General features: G+C 68.4%; 23 protein-coding genes. 15 read left to right on the top strand and 8 right to left on the bottom strand.

All coding sequences use genetic code 11. The features are described 5' to 3' along the window. Positions 1-52: 52 nt before the first annotated feature. The 4 genes from prnA to prnD are packed head-to-tail and all read left to right on the top strand — an operon-like array spanning position 53 to position 5,650. Positions 53-1,669, top strand: coding sequence for a tryptophan 7-halogenase PrnA (prnA, locus tag PQB87_RS35350; RefSeq protein WP_489244943.1), 1,617 nt, complete (start codon positions 53-55; stop codon positions 1,667-1,669). Further along, a complete protein-coding gene (gene prnB / locus PQB87_RS35355; protein ID WP_060223802.1) occupies positions 1,669-2,754 on the top strand; it encodes a monodechloroaminopyrrolnitrin synthase PrnB in 1,086 nt (361 codons plus the stop codon). Before prnA ends, prnB begins: the two co-directional genes overlap by 1 nt. A 58-nt stretch (positions 2,755-2,812) precedes the next feature. Beyond that, entirely contained in the window at positions 2,813-4,513 is a 1,701-nt protein-coding gene (prnC, locus tag PQB87_RS35360) for a monodechloroaminopyrrolnitrin halogenase PrnC (RefSeq protein WP_021160484.1), read from the top strand. A 24-nt stretch (positions 4,514-4,537) separates the two neighbouring features. Next, the gene (prnD, locus tag PQB87_RS35365; protein WP_431208859.1) at positions 4,538-5,650 is read left to right on the top strand and encodes an aminopyrrolnitrin oxygenase PrnD; all 1,113 of its coding nucleotides are present in this window, start codon (positions 4,538-4,540) and stop codon (positions 5,648-5,650) included. 277 nt (positions 5,651-5,927) lie between these two features. On the opposite strand, the gene PQB87_RS35370 is transcribed toward prnD, so the two are convergent. Beyond that, entirely contained in the window at positions 5,928-6,185 is a 258-nt protein-coding gene (locus tag PQB87_RS35370; protein WP_489244946.1) for a DUF4148 domain-containing protein, read from the bottom strand. Positions 6,186-6,385: 200 nt separating this feature from the next. Between PQB87_RS35370 and PQB87_RS35375 the strand changes: the two genes are divergently transcribed. Beyond that, positions 6,386-7,063 carry a heavy metal response regulator transcription factor gene (locus PQB87_RS35375; protein ID WP_021160488.1) on the top strand — a complete coding sequence of 226 codons (678 nt, stop codon included), beginning with the start codon at positions 6,386-6,388 and terminating at the stop codon, positions 7,061-7,063. Then, complete coding sequence (locus PQB87_RS35380) at positions 7,060-8,592, top strand: heavy metal sensor histidine kinase (protein ID WP_489244947.1); 1,533 nt, start codon at positions 7,060-7,062, stop codon at positions 8,590-8,592. Before PQB87_RS35375 ends, PQB87_RS35380 begins: the two co-directional genes overlap by 4 nt. Here PQB87_RS35380 and PQB87_RS35385 read toward each other — a convergent pair. From PQB87_RS35385 to PQB87_RS35395, 3 genes are all read right to left on the bottom strand, one after another. After that, on the bottom strand, positions 8,573-10,129 hold the full coding sequence (locus PQB87_RS35385; protein WP_489245172.1) for an efflux transporter outer membrane subunit: 1,557 nt from the start codon (positions 10,127-10,129) through the stop codon (positions 8,573-8,575). The genes PQB87_RS35380 and PQB87_RS35385 overlap by 20 nt on opposite strands. A gap of 30 nt (positions 10,130-10,159) precedes the next feature. Next, entirely contained in the window at positions 10,160-11,539 is a 1,380-nt protein-coding gene (locus PQB87_RS35390) for an efflux RND transporter periplasmic adaptor subunit (RefSeq protein WP_489244949.1), read from the bottom strand. Between the two features lie 65 nt (positions 11,540-11,604). Beyond that, the gene (locus PQB87_RS35395; RefSeq protein ID WP_489244951.1) at positions 11,605-14,832 is read right to left on the bottom strand and encodes an efflux RND transporter permease subunit; all 3,228 of its coding nucleotides are present in this window, start codon (positions 14,830-14,832) and stop codon (positions 11,605-11,607) included. Positions 14,833-15,101: 269 nt separating this feature from the next. Between PQB87_RS35395 and PQB87_RS35400 the strand changes: the two genes are divergently transcribed. The 5 genes from PQB87_RS35400 to PQB87_RS35420 all read left to right on the top strand — a co-directional run bounded on the left by PQB87_RS35400 (position 15,102) and on the right by PQB87_RS35420 (position 17,047). Further along, the gene (locus tag PQB87_RS35400) at positions 15,102-15,380 is read left to right on the top strand and encodes a DUF4148 domain-containing protein (protein WP_059686220.1); all 279 of its coding nucleotides are present in this window, start codon (positions 15,102-15,104) and stop codon (positions 15,378-15,380) included. 14 nt (positions 15,381-15,394) lie between these two features. After that, positions 15,395-15,658, top strand: coding sequence for a hypothetical protein (locus tag PQB87_RS35405; protein ID WP_153491431.1), 264 nt, complete (start codon positions 15,395-15,397; stop codon positions 15,656-15,658). A gap of 47 nt (positions 15,659-15,705) precedes the next feature. Then, positions 15,706-15,885 carry a LysM peptidoglycan-binding domain-containing protein gene (locus PQB87_RS35410; protein WP_489244953.1) on the top strand — a complete coding sequence of 60 codons (180 nt, stop codon included), beginning with the start codon at positions 15,706-15,708 and terminating at the stop codon, positions 15,883-15,885. Positions 15,886-16,016: 131 nt separating this feature from the next. Then, positions 16,017-16,352: a C40 family peptidase gene (locus PQB87_RS35415; protein ID WP_489244955.1), complete on the top strand. Its 336-nt coding sequence runs from the start codon at positions 16,017-16,019 to the stop codon at positions 16,350-16,352. Next, a complete protein-coding gene (locus tag PQB87_RS35420; protein WP_489244956.1) occupies positions 16,349-17,047 on the top strand; it encodes a hypothetical protein in 699 nt (232 codons plus the stop codon). Before PQB87_RS35415 ends, PQB87_RS35420 begins: the two co-directional genes overlap by 4 nt. A 74-nt stretch (positions 17,048-17,121) precedes the next feature. Here the strand turns inward: PQB87_RS35420 and PQB87_RS35425 are convergent, their stop codons facing one another. Together PQB87_RS35425 and PQB87_RS35430 are read right to left on the bottom strand one after the other, a co-directional pair. Then, complete coding sequence (locus PQB87_RS35425; RefSeq protein WP_502291568.1) at positions 17,122-17,421, bottom strand: hypothetical protein; 300 nt, start codon at positions 17,419-17,421, stop codon at positions 17,122-17,124. Beyond that, positions 17,418-17,645 (bottom strand): MFS transporter, encoded by a 228-nt coding sequence (locus PQB87_RS35430; RefSeq protein ID WP_489244960.1) that lies wholly within the window; start codon positions 17,643-17,645, stop codon positions 17,418-17,420. The genes PQB87_RS35425 and PQB87_RS35430 overlap by 4 nt, the downstream gene beginning before the upstream one ends. 234 nt (positions 17,646-17,879) lie before the next feature. Between PQB87_RS35430 and PQB87_RS35435 the strand changes: the two genes are divergently transcribed. The 4 genes from PQB87_RS35435 (at position 17,880) to yjfF (ending at position 22,551) form a co-directional block, all read left to right on the top strand. After that, the gene (locus PQB87_RS35435) at positions 17,880-18,842 is read left to right on the top strand and encodes an ABC transporter substrate-binding protein (protein WP_060067485.1); all 963 of its coding nucleotides are present in this window, start codon (positions 17,880-17,882) and stop codon (positions 18,840-18,842) included. 72 nt (positions 18,843-18,914) lie between these two features. After that, the gene (locus tag PQB87_RS35440) at positions 18,915-20,429 is read left to right on the top strand and encodes a sugar ABC transporter ATP-binding protein (protein ID WP_489244962.1); all 1,515 of its coding nucleotides are present in this window, start codon (positions 18,915-18,917) and stop codon (positions 20,427-20,429) included. After that, the gene (locus PQB87_RS35445; protein ID WP_060067481.1) at positions 20,426-21,466 is read left to right on the top strand and encodes an ABC transporter permease; all 1,041 of its coding nucleotides are present in this window, start codon (positions 20,426-20,428) and stop codon (positions 21,464-21,466) included. Before PQB87_RS35440 ends, PQB87_RS35445 begins: the two co-directional genes overlap by 4 nt. Next, positions 21,463-22,551, top strand: a complete 1,089-nt coding sequence (yjfF, locus tag PQB87_RS35450; protein ID WP_060198959.1) for a galactofuranose ABC transporter, permease protein YjfF — start codon at positions 21,463-21,465, stop codon at positions 22,549-22,551. The genes PQB87_RS35445 and yjfF overlap by 4 nt, the downstream gene beginning before the upstream one ends. A 110-nt stretch (positions 22,552-22,661) precedes the next feature. On the opposite strand, the gene PQB87_RS35455 is transcribed toward yjfF, so the two are convergent. Both PQB87_RS35455 and PQB87_RS35460 read right to left on the bottom strand, forming a co-directional pair. Then, positions 22,662-23,750, bottom strand: coding sequence for an aldose epimerase family protein (locus PQB87_RS35455; protein ID WP_060316254.1), 1,089 nt, complete (start codon positions 23,748-23,750; stop codon positions 22,662-22,664). A 27-nt stretch (positions 23,751-23,777) separates the two neighbouring features. Continuing rightward, positions 23,778-24,971 carry a XylR family transcriptional regulator gene (locus PQB87_RS35460; RefSeq protein WP_153491436.1) on the bottom strand — a complete coding sequence of 398 codons (1,194 nt, stop codon included), beginning with the start codon at positions 24,969-24,971 and terminating at the stop codon, positions 23,778-23,780. Between the last annotated feature and the right edge of the window lie 246 nt (positions 24,972-25,217).

Below are 25,217 nucleotides of genomic sequence, written 5' to 3' on the forward strand. Positions count from 1 at the left end.
TCGATCAGGCGGCACTATCCCTTCAGGTTTCAAATCCTATGAGAACCGTGTCATGAGCAACCCGATCAAGAATATCGTCATCGTGGGCGGCGGCACCGCGGGCTGGATGGCCGCTTCGTACCTCGTCCGGGCACTCCAGCAGCACACGAGCATTACGCTCGTCGAGTCCGCGGCGATCCCCCGGATCGGCGTGGGCGAGGCGACCATCCCGAGTTTGCAGAAGGTGTTCTTCGACTTCCTCGGGATACCGGAGCGGGAGTGGATGCCCCAGGTGAACGGCGCGTTCAAGGCCGCCATCAAGTTCGTGAACTGGAGGAAATCCCCCGAGCGCTCGCGCGACGATCATTTCTACCACTTGTTCGGCACCGTGCCGAACTGCGACGGCGTGCCGCTTACCCACTACTGGATGCGCAAGCGCGAACAGGGCTTCCAGCAGCCGATGGAGTACGCGTGCTACCCGCAGCCCGGGGCGCTCGACGCCAAGCTCGCACCGTGCCTGTCCGACGGCACCCGCCAGATGTCCCATGCGTGGCACTTCGATGCGCACCTGGTAGCCGACTTCCTGAAGCGCTGGGCCATCGAGCGCGGGGTGAAACAGGTGATCGACGAGGTCGAGCAGGTTCACCTGAACGAACGCGGCCACATCGCCAGCCTGTCCACCAAGGAAGGGCGCACGCTGGAGGCGGACCTGTTCATCGACTGCTCCGGCATGCGGGGGCTGCTGATCAACCAGACGCTGAAAGAGCCCTTCATCGACATGTCCGACTACCTGCTGTGCGACAGCGCGGTCGCCAGCGCCGTGCCGAACGCCGATGCGCGCGTGGGAGTCGAGCCGTACACCTCGGCGATCGCCATGAATGCGGGGTGGACCTGGAAGATTCCGATGCTGGGCCGGTTCGGCAGCGGCTACGTCTTCTCGAGCAAGTTCACGTCGCGCGACCAGGCCACCGCCGACTTCCTCAACCTCTGGGGCCTGTCGGACAAGCAGCCGCTCAACCAGATCAAGTTCCGGGTCGGGCGCAACGGGCGGGCGTGGGTCAACAACTGCGTCGCGATCGGGCTGTCGTCGTGCTTCCTGGAGCCGCTGGAATCGACGGGAATCTACTTCATCTACGCGGCGCTTTACCAGCTCGTGAAGCACTTCCCCGATACCTCGTTCGACCCGCGGCTGGCGGACGCATTCAACGCCGAGATCGTCCACATGTTCGACGACTGCCGGGATTTCGTCCAGGCGCACTATTTCACCGCGTCGCGCGACGACACGCCGTTCTGGCTCGCGAACCGGCACGACCTGCGCCTCTCGGACGCCATCAAGGAAAAGGTTCAGCGCTACAAGGCAGGATTGCCGCTGACCACCACGTCGTTCGACGATTCCACGTACTACGAAACGTTCGACTACGAATTCAGGAACTTCTGGTTGAACGGAAACTACTACTGCATCTTTGCGGGCCTGGGCTTGCTGCCCGACCGGTCGCTGCCGCTCTTGCAGCACCGGCCGGAGTCGATCGACAAGGCCGAGGCGATGTTCGCCCGTATCCGGCGCGAGGCCGAGCGTCTGCGGACGAGCCTGCCGACGAACTACGACTACCTGCGGTCGCTGCGCGACGGCGGCGCGGGGCTGTCTCGCAGCCAGCCCGGGTCGACGCTCGCGGCGCCGGAAATCCTGTAGTGGAGCGCACCCTGGACCGCGCATGCGCATTCGCGGCGACGCACGCCGCGGTGGCGGCTTGCGATCCGCTGCGGGCGCGGGCACTCGTTCTGCAACTGCCGGGCCTGAACCGCCAAAAGGACGTGCCCGGCATCGTCGGCCTGTTGCGCGAGTTCCTCCCGGTGCGCGGCGTGCCCGCCGGCTGGGGCTTCGTCGAAGCCGCCGCCGCGATGCGGGACATCGGGTTCTTCCTGGGCTCGCTCAAGCGGCACGGCCATGAGCCCGTGGACGCGGTGCCCGGGCTCGAGCCGGTGCTGCTCGACCTGGCGCGCGTGACCGGCCTGCCGCCGCGCGAGACGCTCCTGCACGTGACGGTCTGGAACCCGGCAGCGGCCGACGCGCAGCGGAGCTACACCGGGCTGCGCGACGAAGCGCACCTGCTCGAGAGCGTGCGCATCTCGATGGCGGCGCTCGAGGCGGCCATCGGGATGACCGTCGAGCTGTACGACGTGCCCCTGCGGTCGCCGTCGTTCGCCGAAGGGTGCGACGAGCTGGCGGACTATCTCCACAAGATGGTCGAATCGATCGTTTACGCGTACCGCTATATCTCGGTGCAGGTCTTCTACGACGAGCTTCGGCCGTACTACGAACCGATTCGGGTCGGGGGCCGGAGCTACCTCGGCCCCGGCGCGGTGGAAATGCCGCTTTTCGTGCTGGAGCACGTGCTGTGGGGGTCGCAATCGGACCACCCGGGTTATCGGGAATTCAAGGAGACGTACCTGCCCTACGTGCTTCCCGCGTTCGGGGCGATCTACGCGCGGTTCGCCGGGGCGCCGTCGCTCGTCGACCGCGTGCTCGGCGAGGTGCAGGCGTCCGGCGCGCGGGGCGAGCCCGTCGTGGCCGGGCTGGCCGCCCTCGACCGGGTCTTCGAGATCCTGCTGCGCTTCCGCGCGCCGCACGTCAAATTGGCGGAGCGGGCATACGAAGTCGGGCGAAGCGGCCCGACGATCGGCAGCGGGGGATACGCGCCCAGCATGCTCGGCGATCTGCTCACGCTCACGCGTGCCGTGCGGTCCCGCCTGCGCGCCGCGCTCGACGAGCCCTGACACCCGACGCCCGACGCGTGCGGCCATGTGTTCCATCTCACCAGGAGAGTGTGCCCTCATGACTGAAAAGAGCCCCGCGAACGGGCGCGACAGCAACCACTTCGACGTGATCATCCTCGGGTCGGGCATGTCCGGCACCCAGATGGGGGCGATCCTGGCCAACCAGCAGTTTCGCGTGCTGATCATCGAGGAGTCGTCGCACCCGCGCTTCACGATCGGCGAATCGTCGATCCCCGAGACGTCCCTGATGAATCGCATCATCGCCGATCGCTACGGCATTCCGGAGCTCGACCGCATCACGTCGTTCTACGCGACGCAGCGTTACGTCGCGTCGAGCACGGGCATCAAGCGCAACTTCGGCTTCGTGTTCCACAAGCCCGGTCAGGAGCACGACCCGAAGGAATTCACGCAGTGCGTGATTCCCGAGCTGCCGTGGGGCCCGGAGAGCCACTATTACCGCCAGGACGTCGACGCCTACCTGTTGCAGGCCGCGATCAAGTACGGCTGCACGGTGCGCCAGAAGACGAACGTGACCGAATACCACGCCGACAAGGACGGCGTCGCGGTGACCACCGCCCAGGGCGAACGGTTCACCGGCCGGTACATGATCGATTGCGGCGGGCCGCGCGCGCCGCTCGCGACCAAGTTCAAGCTCCGCGAAGAGCCGTGCCGCTTCAAGACGCACTCGCGCAGCATTTACACGCACATGCTCGGCGTCAAGCCGTTCGACGACATCTTCAAGGTCAAGGGGCAGCGCTGGCGCTGGCACGAGGGAACCCTGCACCACATGTTCGCGGGCGGCTGGCTCTGGGTGATTCCGTTCAACAACCATCCGCGATCGACCAACAACCTGGTGAGCGTCGGCCTGCAGCTCGACCCGCGTGTCTACCCGAAAACGGACATCTCCGCGCAGCAGGAATTCGACGAGTTCCTCGCGCGGTTCCCGAGCATCGCGGCGCAGTTCCGCGACGCCGTGCCGGTGCGCGACTGGGTCAAGACCGACCGCCTGCAATTCTCGTCGAGCGCCTGCGTCGGCGACCGCTACTGCCTGATGCTGCATGCGAACGGGTTCATCGACCCGCTGTTCTCCCGGGGGCTCGAGAACACCGCGGTGACCATCCATGCGCTCGCGGCGCGCCTCATCAAGGCGCTGCGCGACGACGACTTTTCTCCCGAGCGTTTCGAGTACATCGAGCGCCTGCAGCAGAAGCTGCTGGACCACAACGACGACTTCGTCAGTTGCTGCTATACGGCGTTCGCGGACTTCCGCCTGTGGGACGCGTTCCATCGGCTGTGGGCGGTCGGCACGATCCTCGGGCAGTTCCGGCTCGTGCAGGCCCATGCGAGGTTCCGCGCGTCGCGTGACGAAGGCGACCTCGATCACCTGGACAACGACCCTCCGTACCTCGGATACCTGTGCGCGGACATGGAGGGGTACTACCAGTTGTTCAACGACGCCAAGGCCGAGGTCGAGGCCGTGAGCGCCGGGCACAAGGAGGCTGGGGAGGCCGCGGCGCGGATTCACGCCCTCATCGACGAACGCGAGTTCGCCAGGCCGATGTTCGGCTTCGGGTACTGCATCACCGGGGCCAGGCCGCAACTCAACAACTCGAAGTACAGCCTGGTGCCGGCGATGAAGCTGATGCACTGGACGCAAACCAGTGCACCGGCAGAGGTGAAACGGTACTTCGACTACAACCCGATGTTCGCGCTGCTCAAGGCGTACATCACGACCCGCATCGGCTTGGCGCTGAAGTAGCCGGCCGACACCGCCAGGAAAACGATGAACGACGTTCAATTCGATCAAGCGGTCGCCACGGAGCAAGCCCCGGGGGTGTACGACGCGACCACGCGCGTGGCCGCGAGCTGGTACGTCGCGATGCGCTCGGACGACCTCAAGGACAAGCCGACGGAGTTGACGCTGTTCGGCCGTCCGTGCGTGGCGTGGCGCGGCGCGACCGGGCGGGCGGTGGTGATGGATCGCCACTGCTCGCACCTCGGCGCGAACCTGGCCGACGGGCGGGTCACGGACGGGTGCATCCAGTGCCCGTTTCACCACTGGCGGTACGACGAGCAGGGCCGGTGCGTTCACATCCCCGGGCACAGCCAGGTGGTGCGGCAGCTGGAGCCCGTTCCGCGCGGCGCGCGTCAGCCGACGTGGGTCACCGCGGAGCGGTACGGCTACGTGTGGGTCTGGTACGGCTCCCCGCAGCCGCTGCACCCGCTGCCCGAAATCGCCGCGGCCGACGTCGACAACGGCGACTTCATGCACCTGCATTTCGCGTTCGAGACGACGACGGCGGTCTTGCGGATCGTCGAGAACTTCTACGACGCGCAACACGCGACCCCGGTGCACGCGCTCCCGATCTCGGCCTTCGAACTCAAGCTGTTCGACGACTGGCGCCCGTGGCCGGAGGTCGAGTCGCTGGCCCGGGCGGGCGCGTGGTTCGGTGCCGGGATCGACTTCACCGTGAACCGGTACTTCGGGCCCCTCGGCATGCTGTCGCGCGCGCTCGGCCTGAACATGTCGCAGATGAACCTGCACTTCGACGGCTACCCCGGCGGGTGCGTGATGACCGTCGCGCTGGACGGAGACTTCAAATACAAGCTGCTCCAGTGCGTGACGCCGGTGAGCGACGGCAAAAACGTCATGCACATGCTCATCTCGATCAAGAAGGTGGGCGGCGCCCTGCGCCGCGCGACCGACTACGTGCTGTTCGGGTTGCAGACCCGACAGGCCGCGGGGTACGACGTCAGGATCTGGAACGGGATGAAGCCGGACGGCGGCGGTGCGTACAGCAGGTACGACAAGCTCGTGCTCAAGTACCGCGCGTTCTACCGGGGCTGGGTCGACCGCGTCGCCGAGACGGGCGCTCGACCGCACCGTCGCGAGTGAGCGGCGAGGCGGGAGGCGAGGCGTGAGGCGGCGGCCGGGAACCGGCCAATGAGCAGGATCGCGCTGGCACGGCATGCGGCCCGCACGCCCGGGCCGAGCACGGCCCGTTTTTTTTCGCGTTCATCGTTTCACGTCGTCGGGCAGGAGGGCGGCCGTCGGGCCGCTGCGCTCAAGCGCTTGAGCGACAAGGATTTCGCGGGCACGGCTGCGGGCGCCGCGAAATCCGCCGACAGGCGCCGGGTCGGCGCGCGATCCGGCTGCCGAACACAGGCGGAGATCAATTGCCGGCCGATGCCGTCGCGACCGGCGCCGCATCGGGATGCGCGCGCGCGTAAAGCTGGCGATTGCGCGCGATCTGCGCCTGCGACGGCGGATAGTCGTTCCGGTCGGTCGGCAGCAGGCCGCCGGCTTCGGCATCGATCAGCTGCTGGTAGATTTCGGCGCGCGTAAGCGGCGCCTGCGTGGACTGGGCGAAGGCCTGTGTACCGAACGGCAGGCTCAGCGCGGCGGCGACAAAGGCAGTGAAGAGTTTCATGGCGACTCCCTGGTGGGTTGAACGAACGGGCGAGTGGGGCGGCCCCACGTATCCCATTCTGTTTGCCGCGGCAGTCACGACGCTGACCCGCTGATTACGGTTTTGTAATCCGCCCGTTTCGCGCTTGCACGATGCGGCTCGCGCGCCGCGTTTCCCGGTAACATCGGCGCATGTCACCACCCCATGCGACGGAGCCGACCATGCGCATCCTGATAGTCGAAGACGAACCGAAGACCGGCGCGTACCTGAAGAAAGGGCTCGAGGAATCCGGCTTCAGCGTCGATCTCGCGAAGGATGGCGGCGAGGGCCTGACGCTCGCGCAGGAGGAGAGCTATGACGTGATCGTGCTCGACGTGATGCTGCCCGTGCTCGACGGCTGGAGCGTGCTCAAGCGGCTGCGCGACACGCACGCGACGCCCGTGCTGTTCCTGACCGCGCGCGACGACGTGCAGGATCGTGTGCACGGCCTCGAACTCGGCGCCGACGACTACCTCGTGAAGCCGTTCGCATTCGTCGAGCTGCTTGCGCGGATCCGCACGCTCGCACGGCGCGGGCCGCCGCGCGAGACGGAGCGCATCGCGGTGGGCGACCTGGAGATCGACGTCGTGCGCCGCCGCGTGAAGCGCGGCACCGTGCGGATCGACCTGACGCCGCGCGAATTCTCGCTGCTGCAACTGCTCGCGCGCCGGCAGGGCGAGGTGCTGAGTCGCACGCAGATCGCGTCGTATGTGTGGGACATGAATTTCGACAGCGACACCAACGTCGTCGAAGTCGCGATCCGCCGGCTGCGCGCGAAGATCGACGACGATTTCGCGGTCAAGCTGATCCATACGGTGCGCGGCGTCGGCTACGTGCTCGAACCGAAGGACGCCGCATGACGCTCGGCCGCTTGATCGCCCGCTTGATCGGCCGCTCGATCGGCGCGACGCTCGCGCTCGCGTTCGGCGCGACCATGCTCGCCGTCTTCGCGCTTGTCGGCACCTATGTGTATACGGCCCTCGAGCGGCAGGTGAGCACGCAGGACGACCTCGACATCGTGCTCGCCGCGCGGCACACGCGCCGGCTGGCGGGCGAGCTCGATTCGCTCGACGCGGTGCGCACGCATGCGGACCGGCTGACGAGCCAGGTGCTCGGCAACGCGGCGCTGTCGATCGCCGTCGTCGACGGGCAGGGCAACGTGCTCGCGCGCCACAACGTCGAGCGCACCGGGTTCGAGGACTCGCCCGAGCCGGCGGCAGCCGCATCGACGCCCACCTCGCCCACCTCGCCCACCTCGCCCGCGCTGCCGGCATTGCCCGACGCCGAGCTGTTCCCGCCGCACGCGACGCCGGTGCCCGCGAACGAACGGATCACCACCGACCGGATCGCGACCTGGACGGCCGGCGGCGGCGTGTCCGTGCGCGGCGTCGTCAGCGATGCGCAGTTGCGCGACCACTCGACGATCCGGATCGCGATCGCGCGCAACATGAGCGATCGCGCCGCGATGCTCGACGGCTACCGCGACCGGCTGAAGATCGCCGGCGGCCTGGGTGCGCTGTTCGCGATGCTGCTCAGCTACTGGCTGATCCGCACATCGCTCGCGCCGCTGCGCGAGATCGTCGCGAACACGGGCCGGATCACCGTCGACAAGCTCGACACGCGGCTCGACGCGTCGCGTGCGCCGCGCGAGCTGACGGCGCTCGTCGACGCGCAGAACGCGATGCTCGGCCGCCTGCAGCAGGCGTTCGGACACCTGTCGCAATTCAGCGCGGATCTCGCGCACGATCTGCGCACGCCGCTGAACAACATGCGCGGCGCGACCGAGGTGGCGCTCGCGCGGCCGCGTTCGCCCGACGAGTACCAGGCGCTGCTCGAATCGAATCTCGAGGAATACGACCGTCTCGCGCGGATGATCGAGAACGTGCTGTTTCTCGCGCGCGCCGAGCATCCGGGTTTCGTCACGCGGCAGCGTGCGTTCGACGTGCATGACGAACTGGAGCGTATCGCCGGTTATTTCGAAGGGCTGGCCGACGAAGCGGGATCGACGCTGCGCGTCGACGGGCACGGGCAACTGACCGCCGATCTCGAACTGTTCCGCCGCGCGGTCAGCAACCTGCTGGCCAACGCGCTGCGCTATACGCCGGCGGGCGGCGTGATCGCGATGAGCGTCGACGAAACGGCGGATGCGGTGCGCGTCGTCGTCGCGAACCCGGGCGAGCCGATCGATCCCGCGCTGCTGCCGCGCATCTTCGAGCGTTTCGTGCGCGGCGACCCCGCACGCAGCGGCGGCGTGCCGGGCGGCACGGCCGGGCTCGGCCTCGCGATCGTGCGCTCGGTGATGGAATTGCACGGCGGCACCGCACGCGTCGAAAGCGACGCGGCCGGCACGCGCTTCATCCTCACGTTCGTCAGGATGCCGACGGCGTAGCGGCCGCGTGCGCGGCGACCGTTGCGTGCGCATCCATATCCGTACCCCTGTTCCAGCCGCCGCCGAGCGCCGTCAGCAGCGCGACCGCCGCCTCCATCCGGCGCGCGGCGATCTGGTCGGCCAGGCGCCGGTTCGACAGCGCGATCGTCTGCGCGGTCACGACGTCGAGATAGCTGACCGCACCGGCGTTGAAGCGGTTGGTCGTCAGCTTCAGCGACAGTTCGGCCGCGTCGGTCGCGCGCTGCTGGCTGTTCGCTTCCGATGCAAGCGCATCGAGCGCGGAAAGCTGATCCTCGACCTGCTGGAACGCGGCCAGCACGGTCTGCCGGTAATCGGCGACCACGCCGTCGTACTGCGCATGCGCGGCGTGCAGCGACGCGCTGCGGCGCCCGCCGTCGAACAGCGTGCCGGCGAGCTGCGAACCGAGCGACCAGAACAGGCTCGGCGCGGTGAGCCACGGCGCGAAGAACGAACTTTCGAGCCCCGCGCTCGCCGACAGCACCAGGTCGGGAAAGAACGCGGCGCGCGCCTCGCCGATCTGCGCGTTCGCGGCCGCGACGCGCCGCTCGGCCGCCGCGATGTCGGGCCGCCGCTCGAGCAGTTGCGACGGCACGCCGGCCGGGATCGTCGGCACGTTGAATGCCTGCACGCGCGGCGGCAGCGTGAAGGTCGACGCGCTTTCGCCGACCAGCGTCGCGAGCGCATGCTGAAGTTGCGCGCGCGACGCGTCGATGTCGGTGTCCTGCGTCTGCGTCGATTCGAGCTGCGTCTCGGCTTGCGCGACGGCCGACGCGTCGATCGCGCCGGCCGCGAGTTGCTGCTTCAGCAGCGTCAGTGCATCGGCATACGCGCGCACCGTTTCGTCGAGCAGTTGCTTCTGCGTGTCGAGCGAGCGCAGCGCGAAATAGTCGGTCGCGAGTTCGGCCGTGACGGACAGCCTCACGGCCTGAAGGTCGGCCGCGCTCGCGTCGGCATTCGCCTGCGCGCCCGTCACGGCGTCGCGCACGCGGCCGAACAGGTCGGGTTCCCAGCTCGCGGCGACGCCGGCCTGGTAGTCGGGCGTCGTCTTGCCGGCGAGCGACGAGCCGAGCTTGTTCTGCGACAAGCGCGAGCGGCTCTGCGCGACGCCGGCCGTGACGGTCGGCAGGTACCCCGCACGCTGGTAGCCGACCGTCGCGCGCGCCTGCTGGAGATCGGCGACGGCTTTCTTCACGGTCTGGTTCGAGATGTCGACGCGGGCTTCGAGCGCGTTCAGTGCGGCGTCGTCGAAGACGGTCCACCACGGGCCGCGTGATGCGGCATCTGCGGGCGTGGCGACGTTCCAGCCGGGTTGGGAGACGGGGGCGGCCGAAGCCGGTACGCCCGTAGCCGGTACGCCCGAAGCCGGTATGCCCGCAGCCGGTACGCCCGCATAGTGCGCAGGCACCGCGACGGTGGGGGGCGAGTAGGCGGGTAGCGTCGAGCATGCGGTCAACGCGGCGGCGATGCCGAGCGCGACGACGCGGCGCGCGAACGGAAGCGGACGAAAGAGGCACATGGTGGAGATCTCGCGGGTTGTCATGAACGGTCAGCCGTGGGCCTGCGTCGACGTCGCAACCGGCGTCGACGCGGGCGCCGCGACGGCGGCCGGTGCTGTCGCGGCCGCTACCGCGTGAGGCGCCACCGGCACGCCGGTAGCCGAGCCGGCCCGCGCAGCCGCCTGCGCCGCGCCGGGCTCGACCGCCACGATCTTCACGGTCTCGCCGCTGGCGATCGAATCGCCCGGGTTGTCGATCACCCGATCGGTCGCGGCCAGCCCCGCGACGATCTCGACGTGCGTGCCGAAATCGCGGCCGATTTGCACGGTCTTCAGCGCGGTGGTGCCGTTCGCGGCGACGGTCGCGACCGTCACGCCGTTCGGCCGGAACAGCAGCGCGCTGACCGGCAGCTCGAACGCGGGCGCCGCACTCGCGACGAGCAGGTGCGCCTGCGCATACGCGCCCGGCATCAGCGCGCCGTCGCGGTTGTCGACGTCGATCTCGACCCGCAGCGTGCGCGTCACGGGATCGATCGCGCCCGCGCTGCGCGCCACGCGCGCGGCGAAGCGCCGGCCCGGATACTGCTGCGTGGTCAGGTACACGGGCGTGCCGGCCGATACGCCGGTCGCGCTATCCTGCGGAACGTCGACGAACACGCGCAGCGTGTCGGTCTGCTCGAGGTGGAACAGCTCGCCCGACAGCCCCGGGCTGCCCGGTGTGCCGCCCGCCGTGACGAGCGTGCCGACGTCGACGTTGCGCGCGGTGATCACGCCGTCGAACGGCGCCGTCACCGATTCGTACGACACGAGTTCGTTCAGATGGGCGGCATTCGCCTGCGCGGAGGCGAGCATCGCGCGCTTCGCGTTCATGTCGGCGACCTTCGTATCGGTGTCCTGTTGCGATACCGACTGCGTCTTCAGCATCTCCTGCCAGCGCTGCGCGGTCGATTTCGCGTAGTCGTAGTTCGCCTGCGCGGTCGACGTGTCGGCGTGCGCCTGGCGCAACTGCGCGTCGAGGTCGGGCGCCGTGATCTGCGCGAGCGTCTGCCCGGCTTTCACGTGCGTGCCGATATCCGCACTCCAGTGCGCGATGTAGCCGCTCGTGCGTGCGTAGATCGACGCTTCCGCGTAGGGCATCACCGCACCCGGCAGCGTGAGCGTCTGGTCGGCCGGCGCGGCGCCGGGCCGGATCACGGACACCGGCAGCGCCTGCTGCGCGGCCACCTGCACGCGCTGCGCGGCGCGTGCATCGATACGCGGCACGATGCCGGCGGCCAGCAGCGCGGCGGCGAGTGCGAGCGCGACCAGCGGCACGGCGAGCCTGCGGCCGCGATGGGGCAGCGGCGCGTCGGGTGCGGTGTCGCGCGCGACAGGCGGCACCGCCGCCGTTTCGGCGGAAAGCGGGGCGAGAGGTTCGGTCGAGTCGTTCATGATGGGTTCGAAGTCGGGCGAGTCGGAGGAAATCGGCGGGTATCCAGGTATCCGGGCAACCGTGCTCAAGGCAGTGCCGGCGTGTCCGTCACGCGGCGTGCGGCGGCCGCATCGCGTCGCCGTTCGAGCCACGCATGGACGAAGCCGAACACGACGGGCACGAACAGCAGCGTCGACACCGTGCCGAATGCGAGGCCGCCGATCACCGCGCGGCCGAGCGGCGCGTTCTGCTCGCCGCCGTCGCCGAGGCCGAGCGCCATCGGCAGCATGCCGATCAGCATCGCGAGCGCGGTCATCACGACCGGGCGGAACCGGCTGAACCCCGCGTCGAGCGCGGCCTGCCACGGCGGCGTGCCGCCGGCGCTCAGCTCGCGCGCCGCGTTGACGACGAGAATGCTGTTCGCGGTCGCGATGCCGATGCACAGGATCGTGCCGGTCAGCGCGGGCACCGACAGCGTCGTGTTCGTGACGAACAGCATCCACGCGATGCCCGCGAGCGACGCGGGCAGGCCGCTGACGATCACGAGCGGGTCGAGCCACGACTGGAAGTTCACGACCATCAGCAGGTAGACCAGCGCGATCGCGAGCACGAGGCCGCTCAGCAGCCCCGCGAACGACTGGTGCATCGCCTGCACCTGGCCGCGCAGCACGATCGACGAGCCGGGCGGCAGTTGCGCGCGTGCGGCGTCGACGAGCTTCGTCACGTCGGCCGTCACGCCGCCGAGATCGCGGTCCTGCACCGACGCGAAGATGTCGAGCACCGGCTGCACGTTGTAGTGCGACACGACGGCCTGCTGCTCGGCGCGCGAGAAGGTGCCCAGCGTGCCGAGCAGGTTCTGCGCGCCCGCGCCGGCCGCGGGGCCGCCCGCGGGTGTCTGCGGCGATTGCGCGGCGGTCGGCATCGCGATGTTCGCGAGCGACTGCAGCGAATTGACGTCGTACTGCGGCGTCTGCACCAGCACCGGGTAACTGACGCCGTTGGCGGGGTTCAGCCAGAAGTTCGGCGTGGTCTGCGAGCTGCCGGACAGCGCGATCAGCAGGTTCTGCGCCACGTCGCGCTGCTGGAGCCCGGCCTGGATCGCCTTGGTGCGATCGACGTCGACGTTGATCGCGGGTGCGTCGCCGGGCTGCTGGATGCGCGCGTCCACGAGGCCGCGCACGCCGCGCAGTTGCGCGAGCAACCGGTTCGCGACCGCGCGGTTCGCATCGAGCCGGTTGCCGACGATCTGGATGTCGATCGGCGCGGGCAACCCGAAGTTGAGGATCTGGCTGACGATGTCGGCCGGCAGGAACGCGAAGGTCACGCCCGGGAACGCCTGGTTCAGCAGGTTGCGCAGCTTCGTCACGTACTGCGCGGTCGACCGGTGGTTCGGCTTCAGCGTGATCATGATGTCGGCATCGCCGGCGCCGACCGGATCGGACGAGTCGTAGGTCAGGTTGATCCCGCTGACCGGTACGCCGATGTTGTCGAGCACGCCGGCCAGTTCGTTCGCGGGGATCACCGAGCGGATCCGCGTCTCGACCTCGTCGGTCAGGCGCGCGGTCTCCTCGATCCGCGTGCCGGTCGGCGCGCGCAGGTGCAGCCGGATCTCGCCGGTATCGACCGACGGGAAGAAATCCTGCCCGGCGACGGCGAACAGGCTCGTGGAAGCCACGCAGGCGAGCAGGAACGCGGCCGCGAAGCGGCGCCGGTTCGCGATCGCGGCCGACAGCAGCGCGCGATAGCGCGCGCGGACCGCTTCGAAACGGTGCTCGAAGGCGGCCTGGAAGCGCGCGAAGCGAGCGAAGATGCCGCGCGGCGTCTTGCCGTGCCCCTTGGCGCGCATCAGCACCATCGCGAGCGTCGGGATCAGCGTGCGCGAGAAGAAGTACGACGCGATCATCGCGAAGATCACCGCTTCGGCCATCGGCACGAACAGGTAGCGCGCGACGCCCGTCAGCAGGAACATCGGCGCGAACACGATGCAGATCGACAGCGTCGACACGAAGGTCGGCACGGCGATCTCGCCCGCGCCGGTCAGGATCGCCTCCTCGAGCGGCGCGCCGCGTTCGAGGTGGTGCGTGATGTTCTCGATCGCGACGGTCGCATCGTCGACGAGAATCCCGACCGCGAGCGCGAGCCCGCCGAGCGTCATGATGTTGATCGTCTCGCCGAGCGCGGCCAGCGCGCACAGCGACGTCAGCACCGCGAGCGGGATCGTCACGGCGATGATCAGCGTCGCGCGCCAGCTGCCGAGGAACAGCAGGATCATCAGCGCCGTCAGGCACGCGGCGATCAGCGCCTCGCGCGCGACGCCCTGGATCGCCGCTTTCACGAACACCGACTGGTCGCCGAGCGGCGTGATGTGCAGCGCCTTCGGCAGGCCGGCCGCGATCTTCGGCAGCATCGCCTTCACCTGGCCGATGATCGTCAGCGTCGATGCGCTGCCGGTCTTCTCGACCGTCAGCAGCGCCGCGCGCTTGCCGTCGCTGCGCACGATGTTGGTCTGCGGCGCGTAGCCGTTGCGCACGTGGGCCACGTCGCGCACATAGACGACGTTGCCGCCGACGGTCTTCACCGGCAGGTCGTTCAGCGCGGCGACGGTCTGCGTACTGCCGTTCATCTGCACGTTGTATTCGCGCGCGCCGATCTTCGCGGTGCCGCCGGGAAGGATCAGGTTCTGCGCGTTGATCGCGTTGACCACGTCGATCGGCGCGAGCCCCTTGGCCTGCAGCGCGCGCATGTTCAGGTCGACGACGATCTCGGGCACCTTGCCGCCGAACGGCAGCGGCACGGCCGCGCCCTGGACGGTCGCGAGCTGCGTGCGGATGAAGCTGTTGCCGAGGTCGTACAGCTGCTGCTCGGCGAGCGTGCTGCTCGACAGCCCGAGCTGCAGGATCGGCACCGTCGACGCGTTGTACGTGATGATGTTCGGCGGCAGCGTGCCCGGCGGCAGGATCCGCAGGATCGACGCGGAGTTGCTCGAGGCTTCGGCAATCGCGCGATTGATGTCCGCGCCGGGGTGGAAGAAGATCTTCACGACCGACACGCCGTTCAGCGATTGCGATTCGATGTGCTCGATGTCGTCGACGTCGGACGTGAGCGCGCGCTCGTAGTTGGTCGTGATGCGCTTGGCCATGTCCTCGGCGGAAAAGCCGTTGTACGACCAGACGATGCTGACGACCGGGATGTCGATGTTCGGAAAGATGTCGGTCGGTGTGCGCAGGATCGCGAGGGTGCCCGCGATGAAGATCAGCAGCGCAAGCACGACGAACGTATAGGGCCTGCGCAATGCCAGCCGGACGATCCACATGATGTTTTCCTCGAAGCAGGGCAAGGGCGCCGCGATGGATGCGACGAGCGTGCAGTCTGCCGTTGCCGCGTTGACCCGGCCCTGACTCGAAGATTACGAAACGGTTATCTGCGCGTGGCGCCGCAGATTTCAGGATTGTCATGTGGCGGTCAGCGTCGTGCCGGCCGCAGTCACCAGAATGAAGATGTCGGGCGGCGAACCGCATCCGCGGCACCGCCGGCGGCGCATCGACGATGCGTCCTCATCGAACCGTTCTGGGGAGTTTCATCATGAATCGCAGACTGATCGCAGCGACCGCGCTGCTCGCCCTCGCCATCGGCACGCCGGTTGCCGCTTTCGCGCAAGCGTCGTCGTCGGGCCCGACCCGTGCCGACGTGATCGCCGAGCTCGTTCAGGCGCAGCGCGACGGCACCGTGCCCATGTCGAACTGGGACTATCCGCCGAGCCCGCAGACGGTCGCGCGCAATCGCGAGCTCTATGCGATCGCGCACGGCGAGCAGGCCACCGCGACCGCGTCGACGCCGGTGCCGGCCGTCAGCGCGCAGTGACCGGGAGACAGGCGATGAAACGCCTTTCCCGGCTGGCGATCGCCGCGCTGCTCGCGGCGGCGGTCGCGCCGGCCTTTGCACGCGGGATGCCGCAATTGCCCGATGACGACGGCGGGCGAGCGAGCGTGCTGCAAGCGCTGAACCCGGCGCGCGCGGCCGACGAAGGTCGGCCGCATGCGGCCGGCGTTGTGCCGAATCGGGGCGGCGAGACGTCGCGCGGTCGCGACAGCGGCATCGGCCGGCGGCTCGGCGTGGCCGGCGATGGCGATGCGCGGTAATCCTGGCCGTCGTGAGCGACCGGCCCGTCATCCGGCCGGCGCGGGTGATGCGACGAACACGCCGTGACAAATACTCGACGCGCTATCGCGTACTGGCGCGTCTGAACGGCATTGCATCGCCGCACTTTCTGTATCCGCATCAGGTGCTGGCCGTACCGAAGGCACATGCGCATCCGTCTTCGTCACCGGACGCGGCAACGGCCGCCGCACCGGTGGCGGCAGGCTAATCATCTGCGGCGGCACCTGTGGGCGCCGGATCGTCCGTCCAAAGCCGGCGCCGGAAGTGCATGCTGTCCGTTCCCGGGACGAGAGCGATCACCCGAAAACCGAGGCACTGAGTGCCAGGCATGCACCGTGGATGACGTATGCAGAGGAGGAGTGTCGCGTCGGCATCAAGCGCAAGGGAGGAGACGTTTCCACCGGGCACATCAAGGCGTATTTCGGTGCGACGTCGCAAACCAACGCTGATCCGAATTCCGCAGCATACTGTGCGGCGTTCTTGAACTGGCGTTTGCAGCGCGCGGGCTATGAGGGGACGAAGGGAAAGACCAATGCGATGGCAAGCAGTTTCCTGAAGTGGGGGAAGCCGACCAAGGGGAACAAGCCGGTGTACGGCGCGATCGCTTCGATGCTCATCAACATCTGCAATCGTTGGCAACGTTGGGTAGGAACCAGGGCAACGCGCATGAGGTGAACAAAAGCCATCTGTCGCCGTCTTTGGTGGTAGCGTATCGCTTCCCGATCGGCTATGACGTAACGGATGACGACTATCGACTGGCGCTTGTGCCGGATGACGGCAGCACATCGATGACGGCCGCATCGACTCGTTGGATGTACTTTTGCCCGAGGCGGGGTGTTGCGATGTCCAGCGAGACGTTCGCTCTGCCGCTCGATGACGGGGCGATCCCGGTTACCTATTTTTCTCGAATCTTGATGACAAAGCTATCCAGGCTTACTGCATGCGCATTGATCCTCGTCGCGACCGTCGCCAACGTGACGTATGCCCGCGATCTGGACAAGAGCGACCCTGACCGCGCCCATATACTGGCTGCCGTTCACCGGCTGAACGACAGCGAACCGGACCTGAAGGATTACCGCTATTTCGTGGTCGACCTGATCAAGGATCGTGATGCCGCCTTCGCATGTGTTGGTTTGACGGATAAGGACGGCAGCCTGGAGATGACGGATGACCAGGTCGAGATCATGAAGTTCGCGCTTGAAAGGCGCAACGCGCAATGGGTAGCAACCGATCTCGGCGGCGTGGGATTTGCAGACGGGGCGAAGCCGGTGCAATCGGATTGCAAGGTGGAAGGCCGTATCGTCAACACGCGCGATGATGTCAATGTCGCGTTGAAGGCAACGGGACACAAGTCGTTATCCGCTCGTTGACCGCGGAGATGGTTGGCGAGACCGACAGGAAGGTGGCGACCTGCCGGATCTGAGTTCTGTCGCGACGGCTCTCGTCAGGTATTCGCGGAAACCTCCGCCGCAGAAATCACGGCCGTTCCCTTCGATTCGTCGGCCAGCGCCCGGCGCTTCACGAGCCTCGCTACCGCGCCGGTCAGCGGCACGTCGGCCATCAGCGGAAGAATCTGGCCGAGACTCAGCCCCGCGCTCAGGGGGGCCGCACCGGCAAATGCGCTGCCGATCGCGCCCAGGCGCCGGAACGCATGCACCAGCTCAAGCCGGTCGAACGCGCGACGGTCGGATAGAAGCGCGCGGTCAGCGCGTTCATGCAGGTATGGGCGCCGGGAATGAATCATCCCCAAGCAAAGGCGAGCATCTGCCGGGCCCGGAACGTCGACTGCATCCCGTGCACGGCCCGGAGCGACCGTACCGGCACGCAAAAACTCGCGGCGCTCACCCCGTAGCGGTCGAAGCGATCCATCAGCCAGCCGCTCGCGACCGAGCCCGGCGTGCCGCCCCAGTTCAGGAAGCCGCCCATGATCGCGCCTTGCGCACTCGTATAGCCGGCGCCTTTCCCCATCTCCGCCGCGCCGTCCCCCAGCCCGTTTAGGTGTTTATACGTATGCCGATTCCGATATCGCCTGAATCCAATATTTCATTGGAAGGTTATCGGACTTGTTCATAGACTGATGCGGGGCATGCAGACCGGGCCGGCCGCACGCGCCAGCCCGGTCTGCAGTCCCGACCCGCATCCCCGCGCCAAGCAGAACCACAACAGCGCAGCGGCATACAACGACATCATCGGAGACGGACCATGACATTTTTCAGGAAGCTGACGGCCGGCGCGCTCGTCGCCGCGGCGACGGTGTTCGCGCACGGCGCGTTCGCGCAGCAAAAGCCGATCACGCTCGGGTTCTCGCAGGTCGGCGCGGAAAGCGCGTGGCGCACCGCGAACACCGTGTCGGTGAAGGGCGCGGCGAAGGACGCCGGCATCAACCTGAAATTCTCGGACGCGCAGCAGAAGCAGGAGAACCAGATTCGCGCGATCCGCTCGTTCATCGCGCAGAAGGTCGACGTGATCGCGTTCTCGCCGGTCGTCGAATCGGGCTGGGAACCGGTGCTGACCGAAGCGAAGGCCGCGCATATCCCGGTGATCCTGACCGATCGCGCGGTCGACGTGAAGGACCCGTCGCTGTACGTGACGATGATCGGCTCGGACTTCCTCGAGGAAGGGCGGCGCGCCGGCCACTGGATGGAGGAGCACTACAAGAACGACGCGGGCCCGATCAACATCGTCGAGCTGCAGGGCACCGTCGGCTCGGCGCCGGCCAACGATCGCCGCGCGGGCCTGCTCGAAGTGATCAAGAACAATCCGAAATTCAAGGTGATCGCGTCGCAGAGCGGCGACTTCACGCTCGCCGGCGGCAAGCAGGTGATGGAAGCGTTCGCGAAGACCTACGGCAAGCAGATCAACGTCGTCTACGCGCACAACGACGACATGGCGCTCGGCGCGATCCAGGCGATGGAGGAAGCCGGGATCAAGCCCGGCAAGGACGTGAGCGTCGTGTCGTTCGATGCGACGAAGGGCGGTTTCCAGGCGATGATCGCCGGCAAGATCAACGTCGACGTCGAATGCAGCCCGCTGCTCGGCCCGCAGCTGATGAGCGCGGTGAAGGACGTGGTCGCCGGCAAGCAGCTGCCCAAGCGGATCGTCACGAACGAGACGGTATTCCCGATGAACGTCGCGGCGCAGGTGCTGCCGACCCGCAAGTACTGATGTCCCGCGCGGGCGGCGGCGCGGCTGCCGCCCGAGTCGCAACTGCTTCGCAACCGTTTCGACGGAGGGGTCATGACGCAATCGCCGGTGGTCGAGATGACCGGCATCGACAAGTCATTTCCGGGTGTCAGCGCGCTGCAGCGCGTGGACTTCCGGTTGTTTCCCGGCGAGATCCATGCGCTGATGGGGCAGAACGGCGCGGGCAAGTCGACGTTGATCAACGTGCTCACCGGCGTGCATGCGCACGACGCGGGCGAGATTCGCGTCGGCGGCCGGCCCGTGCGCTTCGCCGCGCCGCGCGAAGCCGAGGCGGCCGGGATCCAGACGCTTTACCAGGAAGTGAACCTGTGCACGAACCTGTCGGTCGCCGAGAACATCTTCGCGGGCCGTCAGCCGATGCGGCGCGGTGCGATCGACTGGAACGCGATCCATGCGCGTGCGCGCGCGGCGCTCGCGGAACTCGACCTGTCGCTCGACGTCACGCGCTCGCTCGACGCGTACCCGATCGCCGTGCAGCAGATGGTCGCGATCGCGCGCGCCGTTTCCGTCGACGCGCGCGTGCTGATCCTCGACGAGCCGACGTCGAGCCTCGACGACGGCGAGGTCGCGCGGCTGTTCGACGTGCTGCGCCGGCTGAAGGCGTCGGGCATCGCGATCCTGTTCGTCACGCATTTCCTTGAGCAGACCTATGCGGTGTCCGACCGGATCACCGTGATGCGCAACGGCGAGCGCGAAGGCGAGTACCTGGCGCGCGACCTTCCGGTCGATGTGCTGGTCGCGAAGATGACCGGCCGCGAGCGGATGTCCGATACGCTGCAGGCGGGTGCCGCGGCCGCCGCGCGCACCGCGGGCGACGCCGCGCCGTTCCTGTCGATGCGGCAGGTCGGCCGGCGCGGGATGATGAGCGCGCTCGATCTCGACGTGCGGCCCGGCGAGATCGTCGGGCTGGCCGGGCTGCTCGGTTCGGGGCGTACCGAAACCGCGCAGCTCGCGTTTGCCGCGGAGCGCCCGGACACCGGCGCGATCGAGATCGACGGCACGCGCACGCGGCTCGCGTCGCCACACGACGCGGTGCGGCACGGCATCGCGTACTGCCCGGAAGACCGCAAGAAGGAGGGCATCGTCGCCGCGCTGTCGATCCGCGAGAACATCATCCTCGCGCTGCAGGCGCGGCGCGGCTGGTGGCGGCTGATCGGGCGCGCGCGCCAGCGCGAGATCGCCGAGTCGTATATCGCCCGGCTCGGCATCAAGGCGCGCGACGCGGAGCAGCCGATCGGCCTGCTGTCGGGCGGCAACCAGCAGAAGGTGCTGCTCGCGCGCTGGCTCGCGACGGACCCGAAGCTGCTGATTCTCGACGAACCGACGCGCGGGATCGACGTCGCCGCGAAGTTCGACATCATGGAGCGCGTGCTCGCGCTGTGCAAGACCGGGCTCGCGATCCTGTTCATCTCGTCGGAGATCGGCGAGGTCGTGCGCGTGAGCCACCGGATCGCGGTGCTGCGCGACCGTCGCAAGGTCGCCGAGCTGAGCGGCGCCGATGCATCCGAGGAGCAGGTGTACCGTCTGATCGCGGGAGGCCAGTCATGACGCCGCTGCGCACGCTGTTTCGTCATTCGCTCGCGTGGCCGGTGCTGACGCTCGCGCTGCTGTTCGCGCTCGATGTCGCGCATCGTCCGGGTTTTCTGTCGATCGCGCTGCTCGACGGCCACCTGTTCGGCGCACCGGTCGACATCCTGAACCGCGCGGCGCCGCTCGTGATCGTGTCGCTCGGGATGACGCTCGTGATCGCGACGCGCGGGATCGACATCTCGGTCGGCGCGATCGTCGCGATCGCCGGCGCGGCCGCGGCGATCGTGCTCGACGCCGATCCGTCGCGGGTCGGTGCCGCGCTGGCCGCCGCGCTCGGCGTCGGCTTGCTCGCGGGCGCCTGGAACGGGCTGCTCGTCGCGTTCGTCGGGATGCAGCCGATCATCGCGACGCTGATCCTGATGGTGGCCGGCCGCGGCGTCGCGCAGCTGCTGACGGGCGGCCAGATCATCCCGATCGGCGCGCCCGGCTATCTCGCGCTCGGCGGCGGTTATCTCGCGACCGTGCCATGCGCGGTGTGGATCGCCATCGCGACGATCGCCGCGACCGCGCTGCTGGTGAACCGCACGGCGCTCGGGCTGTTCATACGCGCGATCGGCGTGAATCCGGTCGCGACGCGGCTCGTCGGGCTGCGCGCGGGGGCGGTCGTGTTCGGCGTGTATCTGTGTTCGGGCGTGATGGCGGCGCTCGCCGGCATCCTCGCGAGTTCGAACGTGCGCAGCGCCGACGGCAACAACGCCGGGCTGCTGCTCGAACTCGACGCGATCCTCGCGGTGACGCTCGGCGGCACGTCGCTGCTCGGCGGCCGCTTCAGCCTCGCGGGCTCCGTGCTCGGCGCGCTGATCATCCAGACGCTCACCTACACGACCTATTCGATCGGCGTGCCGCCGGAGGCGACGCTCGTCGTTAAGGCGGTCGTCGTGATCGTCGTGACGCTGATCCAGTCGGAGGCGGCGCGCGCGCTGGTCGTCCGGCACGCGTCACGGCTGCTGCCTTCCGCGCGTTCGCGCGCCACCACCGGAGCGACGCCCCGATGACCCGATTCCTTGGCCGGCTCGCCGACCCGCGCACGCTGCCGATCGTCGTGACGATCCTGCTGTTCGTCGCGCTGTTCGGTTTCGGGTCCGTGATGTACACGGGATTCTTCTCGATGCAGGTGCTCACCGGGCTGCTCGTCGACAACGCGTTCCTGCTGATCGTCGCGATCGGGATGACGTTCGTGATCGTGTCGGGCGGGATCGACCTGTCGGTCGGCTCGGTCGTTGCGCTGACAACGATCCTCTGCGCGGTCGGCGCCGAGCGGCTGCACTGGCCGGTGTGGGTCATCGTGCCGCTCGTGCTGGCGTTCGGCGCGCTGTACGGCGCGGCGATGGGCGCGCTGATCCACACCTTCCGCTTGCAGCCGTTCATCGTCACGCTCGCGGGGATGTTTCTCGCGCGCGGCGCGTGCTTCCTGATCACGACGCAGTCGATCACGATCAACGAGCCGACGTTTCATGCGATCGCGGGCATCAGCGTGCCGGTCGGCGGCGGCACGCTGAGCGCGGGCGCGCTGATCGCGCTCGCGACGCTGGCCGCCGCGATCTACGTCGCGCATTTCACGCGGTTCGGCCGCAACGTGTATGCGATCGGCGGCAACGAACGGTCGGCGCTGCTGATGGGCTTGCCGGTCGCGCGCACGAAGATCGGCGTGTACGCGCTGAGCGGCTTCTGCTCGGCGCTCGGCGGCGTGGTGTTCACGCTGTACGTGCTGTCGGGCTACGGGCTGCAGGCGCAGGGGATGGAGCTCGACGCGATCGCCGCGACCGTGATCGGTGGCACGCTGCTCACGGGCGGCGTGGGCTACGTGATCGGTTCGGTGTTCGGGGTCGGCATCCTCGGCACGATCCAGGTGCTGATCACGTTCGACGGCACGTTGAGCTCGTGGTGGACGCGGATCGTGATCGGCGCGCTGCTGTGCGTGTTCTGCGTGCTGCAGCGGGTGATCGAGCGGCATGCCGCGCGGCGGCGCACTGGCGGCACGGGGCTGGGCGAGCGGCCGCGGCCGGCCGACGCCGCATCGGCACGGCCGGCCGGGACGGGCGAGGATGCGGCGCTCGTGTCGACGATGCGGCGCGCGTAGGCGATCGCACCGGGGATCACACCGGGCATCACACCGCGCGTGCGGTGCAGCGGAGCGGGATCGACCGGGCAGCGGTGCGCGACGTAGCCGCGCCGTCGGCGCGCACCGCGTCAGGCGCGAACGCCGACGCGGTACTGCGTGGTCTGTCGATAGACGGCGCCCGGTTGCACGATGACGGCGTCGCGCAGGTCGTCCATGTTGACCTGATCCGGAAAGCCGCCGGCTTCGACGCACAGCGCAGCGTGTCGCGCGCAGCGCGTGCCGCCGCTCACGCGCACGCCGTCCAGGTAGTTGCCCGTATAGAGTTGCAGGCCGCGCTGATCCGTCGACACGAGCAGCTCGCGGCCGCTTTCCGGATCGTAGATCGCCGCGACGGGCCTGAGTGCGTGCGCGCCGTCGCGCAGCACGAAACAGTGGTCGAACCCGCGCGCCCGCGCGAGTTGCGCGTGCGGCCAGTCGAGGCGCGCGCCGAGCGGTGCGCTGTGCCGGAAGTCGAACGCGGTGCCGGTCACGTCGGCGGTGCCGGTCGGGATCAGCGCGTCGTCGACTTCGAGGAACGCGTCGGCGTCGATGCTCAGCACGTGGCCGCGCACGTCGCCGCCCGCGCGGCCGCTGAGGTTGAAATAGCTGTGATTCGTCAGGTTGAGCGGCGTGGGCGCGTCGGTGACGCCGGTGTAGTCGATCGTCAGCGTGCCGTCGTCGTCGAGCGCATAACGAACCTGCACGCTCACGTTGCCCGGAAAACCCGCGTCGCCTTCCGGCGAATCGAGTTGCAGCGTCAACCCGCCGCAGTCGTCGACGACGGTCCAGCGCTGGCGGTGAAAGCCGTTCGCGCCGCCGTGCAGCAGATTGCCGCGCTCGTTGCGATCGAGCCGGTAGTCGACGCCGTCGAGCGTGAAGCGCGCGCCGGCGATCCGGTTCGCCCAGCGGCCGACCGTCGCGCCGAGGTAGGCGCCCGATTCGACGTATTCGGCGGGCGTGTCGTGCGCGAGCACGATATCGGCGAAGCGTCCGGTGCGGTCGGGCGCGAGCCACGACACGACGGTCGCGCCGAGGTCGCTGACGACGACGCGCATCCCGTGCGCGTTACGCAGCGTGTAGCGCCGCACCGCGTCGCCGTCGGGCAGCGTGCCCCACGGTTCGGATGGGACGCGTGCGACGCCGGGCGCCGGGCGGGGAGAGTCGGTATCGATATGCATGGGTGGATTCGATGGGTAAGGCCGGCTTCAGTGCGCGGCGATCGTGCGTTCCTGGTATTCGCGCGGCGTGCATCCCAGCTCGCGGCGGAATACCGCGTACATGTACTGAAGCGACGTGAACCCGCAGCGGATCGCGACTTCGGCGCTCGACGCCTGCCGGCCGGCAAGCAGCGCCTGCGCCGCTTCGAGCTTGTGACGCAGGATTTCCTGGTGCACGGTGCGCTGCAGTTCGCGCCGGAAGTGTTCCTCCAGCAGCGAGCGCGACACGCCGACGTAGTCGGCGACCTGTTCCGTTTTGATGCCCTGGCACGCGTACTGGCGAATGAAGTGGCGCGCGCGCATCACGTAGGGGCTCGTGAGCGGCTGGTGGCGCGTCGATTCGAGCACGTTGATCCCGACGGGCGGCACGAGAATGCGCCGGTCGGGAAAACGCACGCCGCGCAGCATCTGGTGCAGCAGGTGCGCGGCGGTCCGGCCCATTTCCTCGGTGCCCTGGATCACGGACGACAGCGGGATGCGTGTCAGCGTGCGCGTGAGCGGATCGTTGTCGATGCCGATGATCGCGACCTGCTCCGGCACCGCGAGGCCGGCGATCAGGCAGGCCTGCAGCAGGTGCCGCGCGCGCGCGTCGGTCACCGCGATGATGCCGACGGGTTTCGGCAGCGCGTGCAGCCAGCCGGTCAGCTGCTCGATCGCGTGATTCCATGCCGATGCGCTCGTCGACAGCCCGCGGTAGATCGGCGCGTCGAGGCCATCCGCGCGCGCGAGCCGGTCGAACGCCAGCTCGCGCTGCTGCGCCCAGCGGTTCTGCGGCGCGTCGGGCAGGCTGTACATCGCGAAGTGCGCGAGCCCGGCGCCGATCAGGTGCGTGTACGCGAGCGACACGAGTTTCGCGTTGTCGGTCGCGATATACGGCACGCCGTCCGGATACTGCGCGGGATCTTCGTAAGACGAGCCGAGCGCGACGATCGGCAGCGGCGAGCCCGCGAGCGCGTCGGCGACGGCCGGATCGTCGAAGTCGGCAATGATGCCGTCGCCGTCGAAATGCTCGATGCCGGCGAGCCGGCAGCGGAAGTCGTCCTCGAGGAACAGGTCCCACACCACGCGCGTCGAGCGCAGGTACTGGCCGATGCCGCTGATGATCTCGCGGTCGTAGACCTTGTTGGCGTTGAACAGCAGCGCGATGCGGTGCGGTGTCTGGCTGGAAGGGGCGCGGGTCATCTCGGTCTCGAGGCGCGTGCCGTGCGGGGCGTCGCGCCGTTGTCTCCGGGGGCGCGGACGGTGCCGCGCGCTTGTCTGGTGTCCGGCGATTGTAGGACGGAACGCGTGCGGTGCGCAGCGCGCTGGCAAGAAACGTTAAGCGTGCTGCGCAATTTCGCAATTGCGGGGGCGGGGGCGCGCGGGCACGATCCAGCCAGATCGAATTCGGCCCGCACGCCAACGCGCCGCGCGCCGCACTGCAACAAG

It is taken from the genome of Burkholderia sp. KL41 (assembly GCF_057005415.2).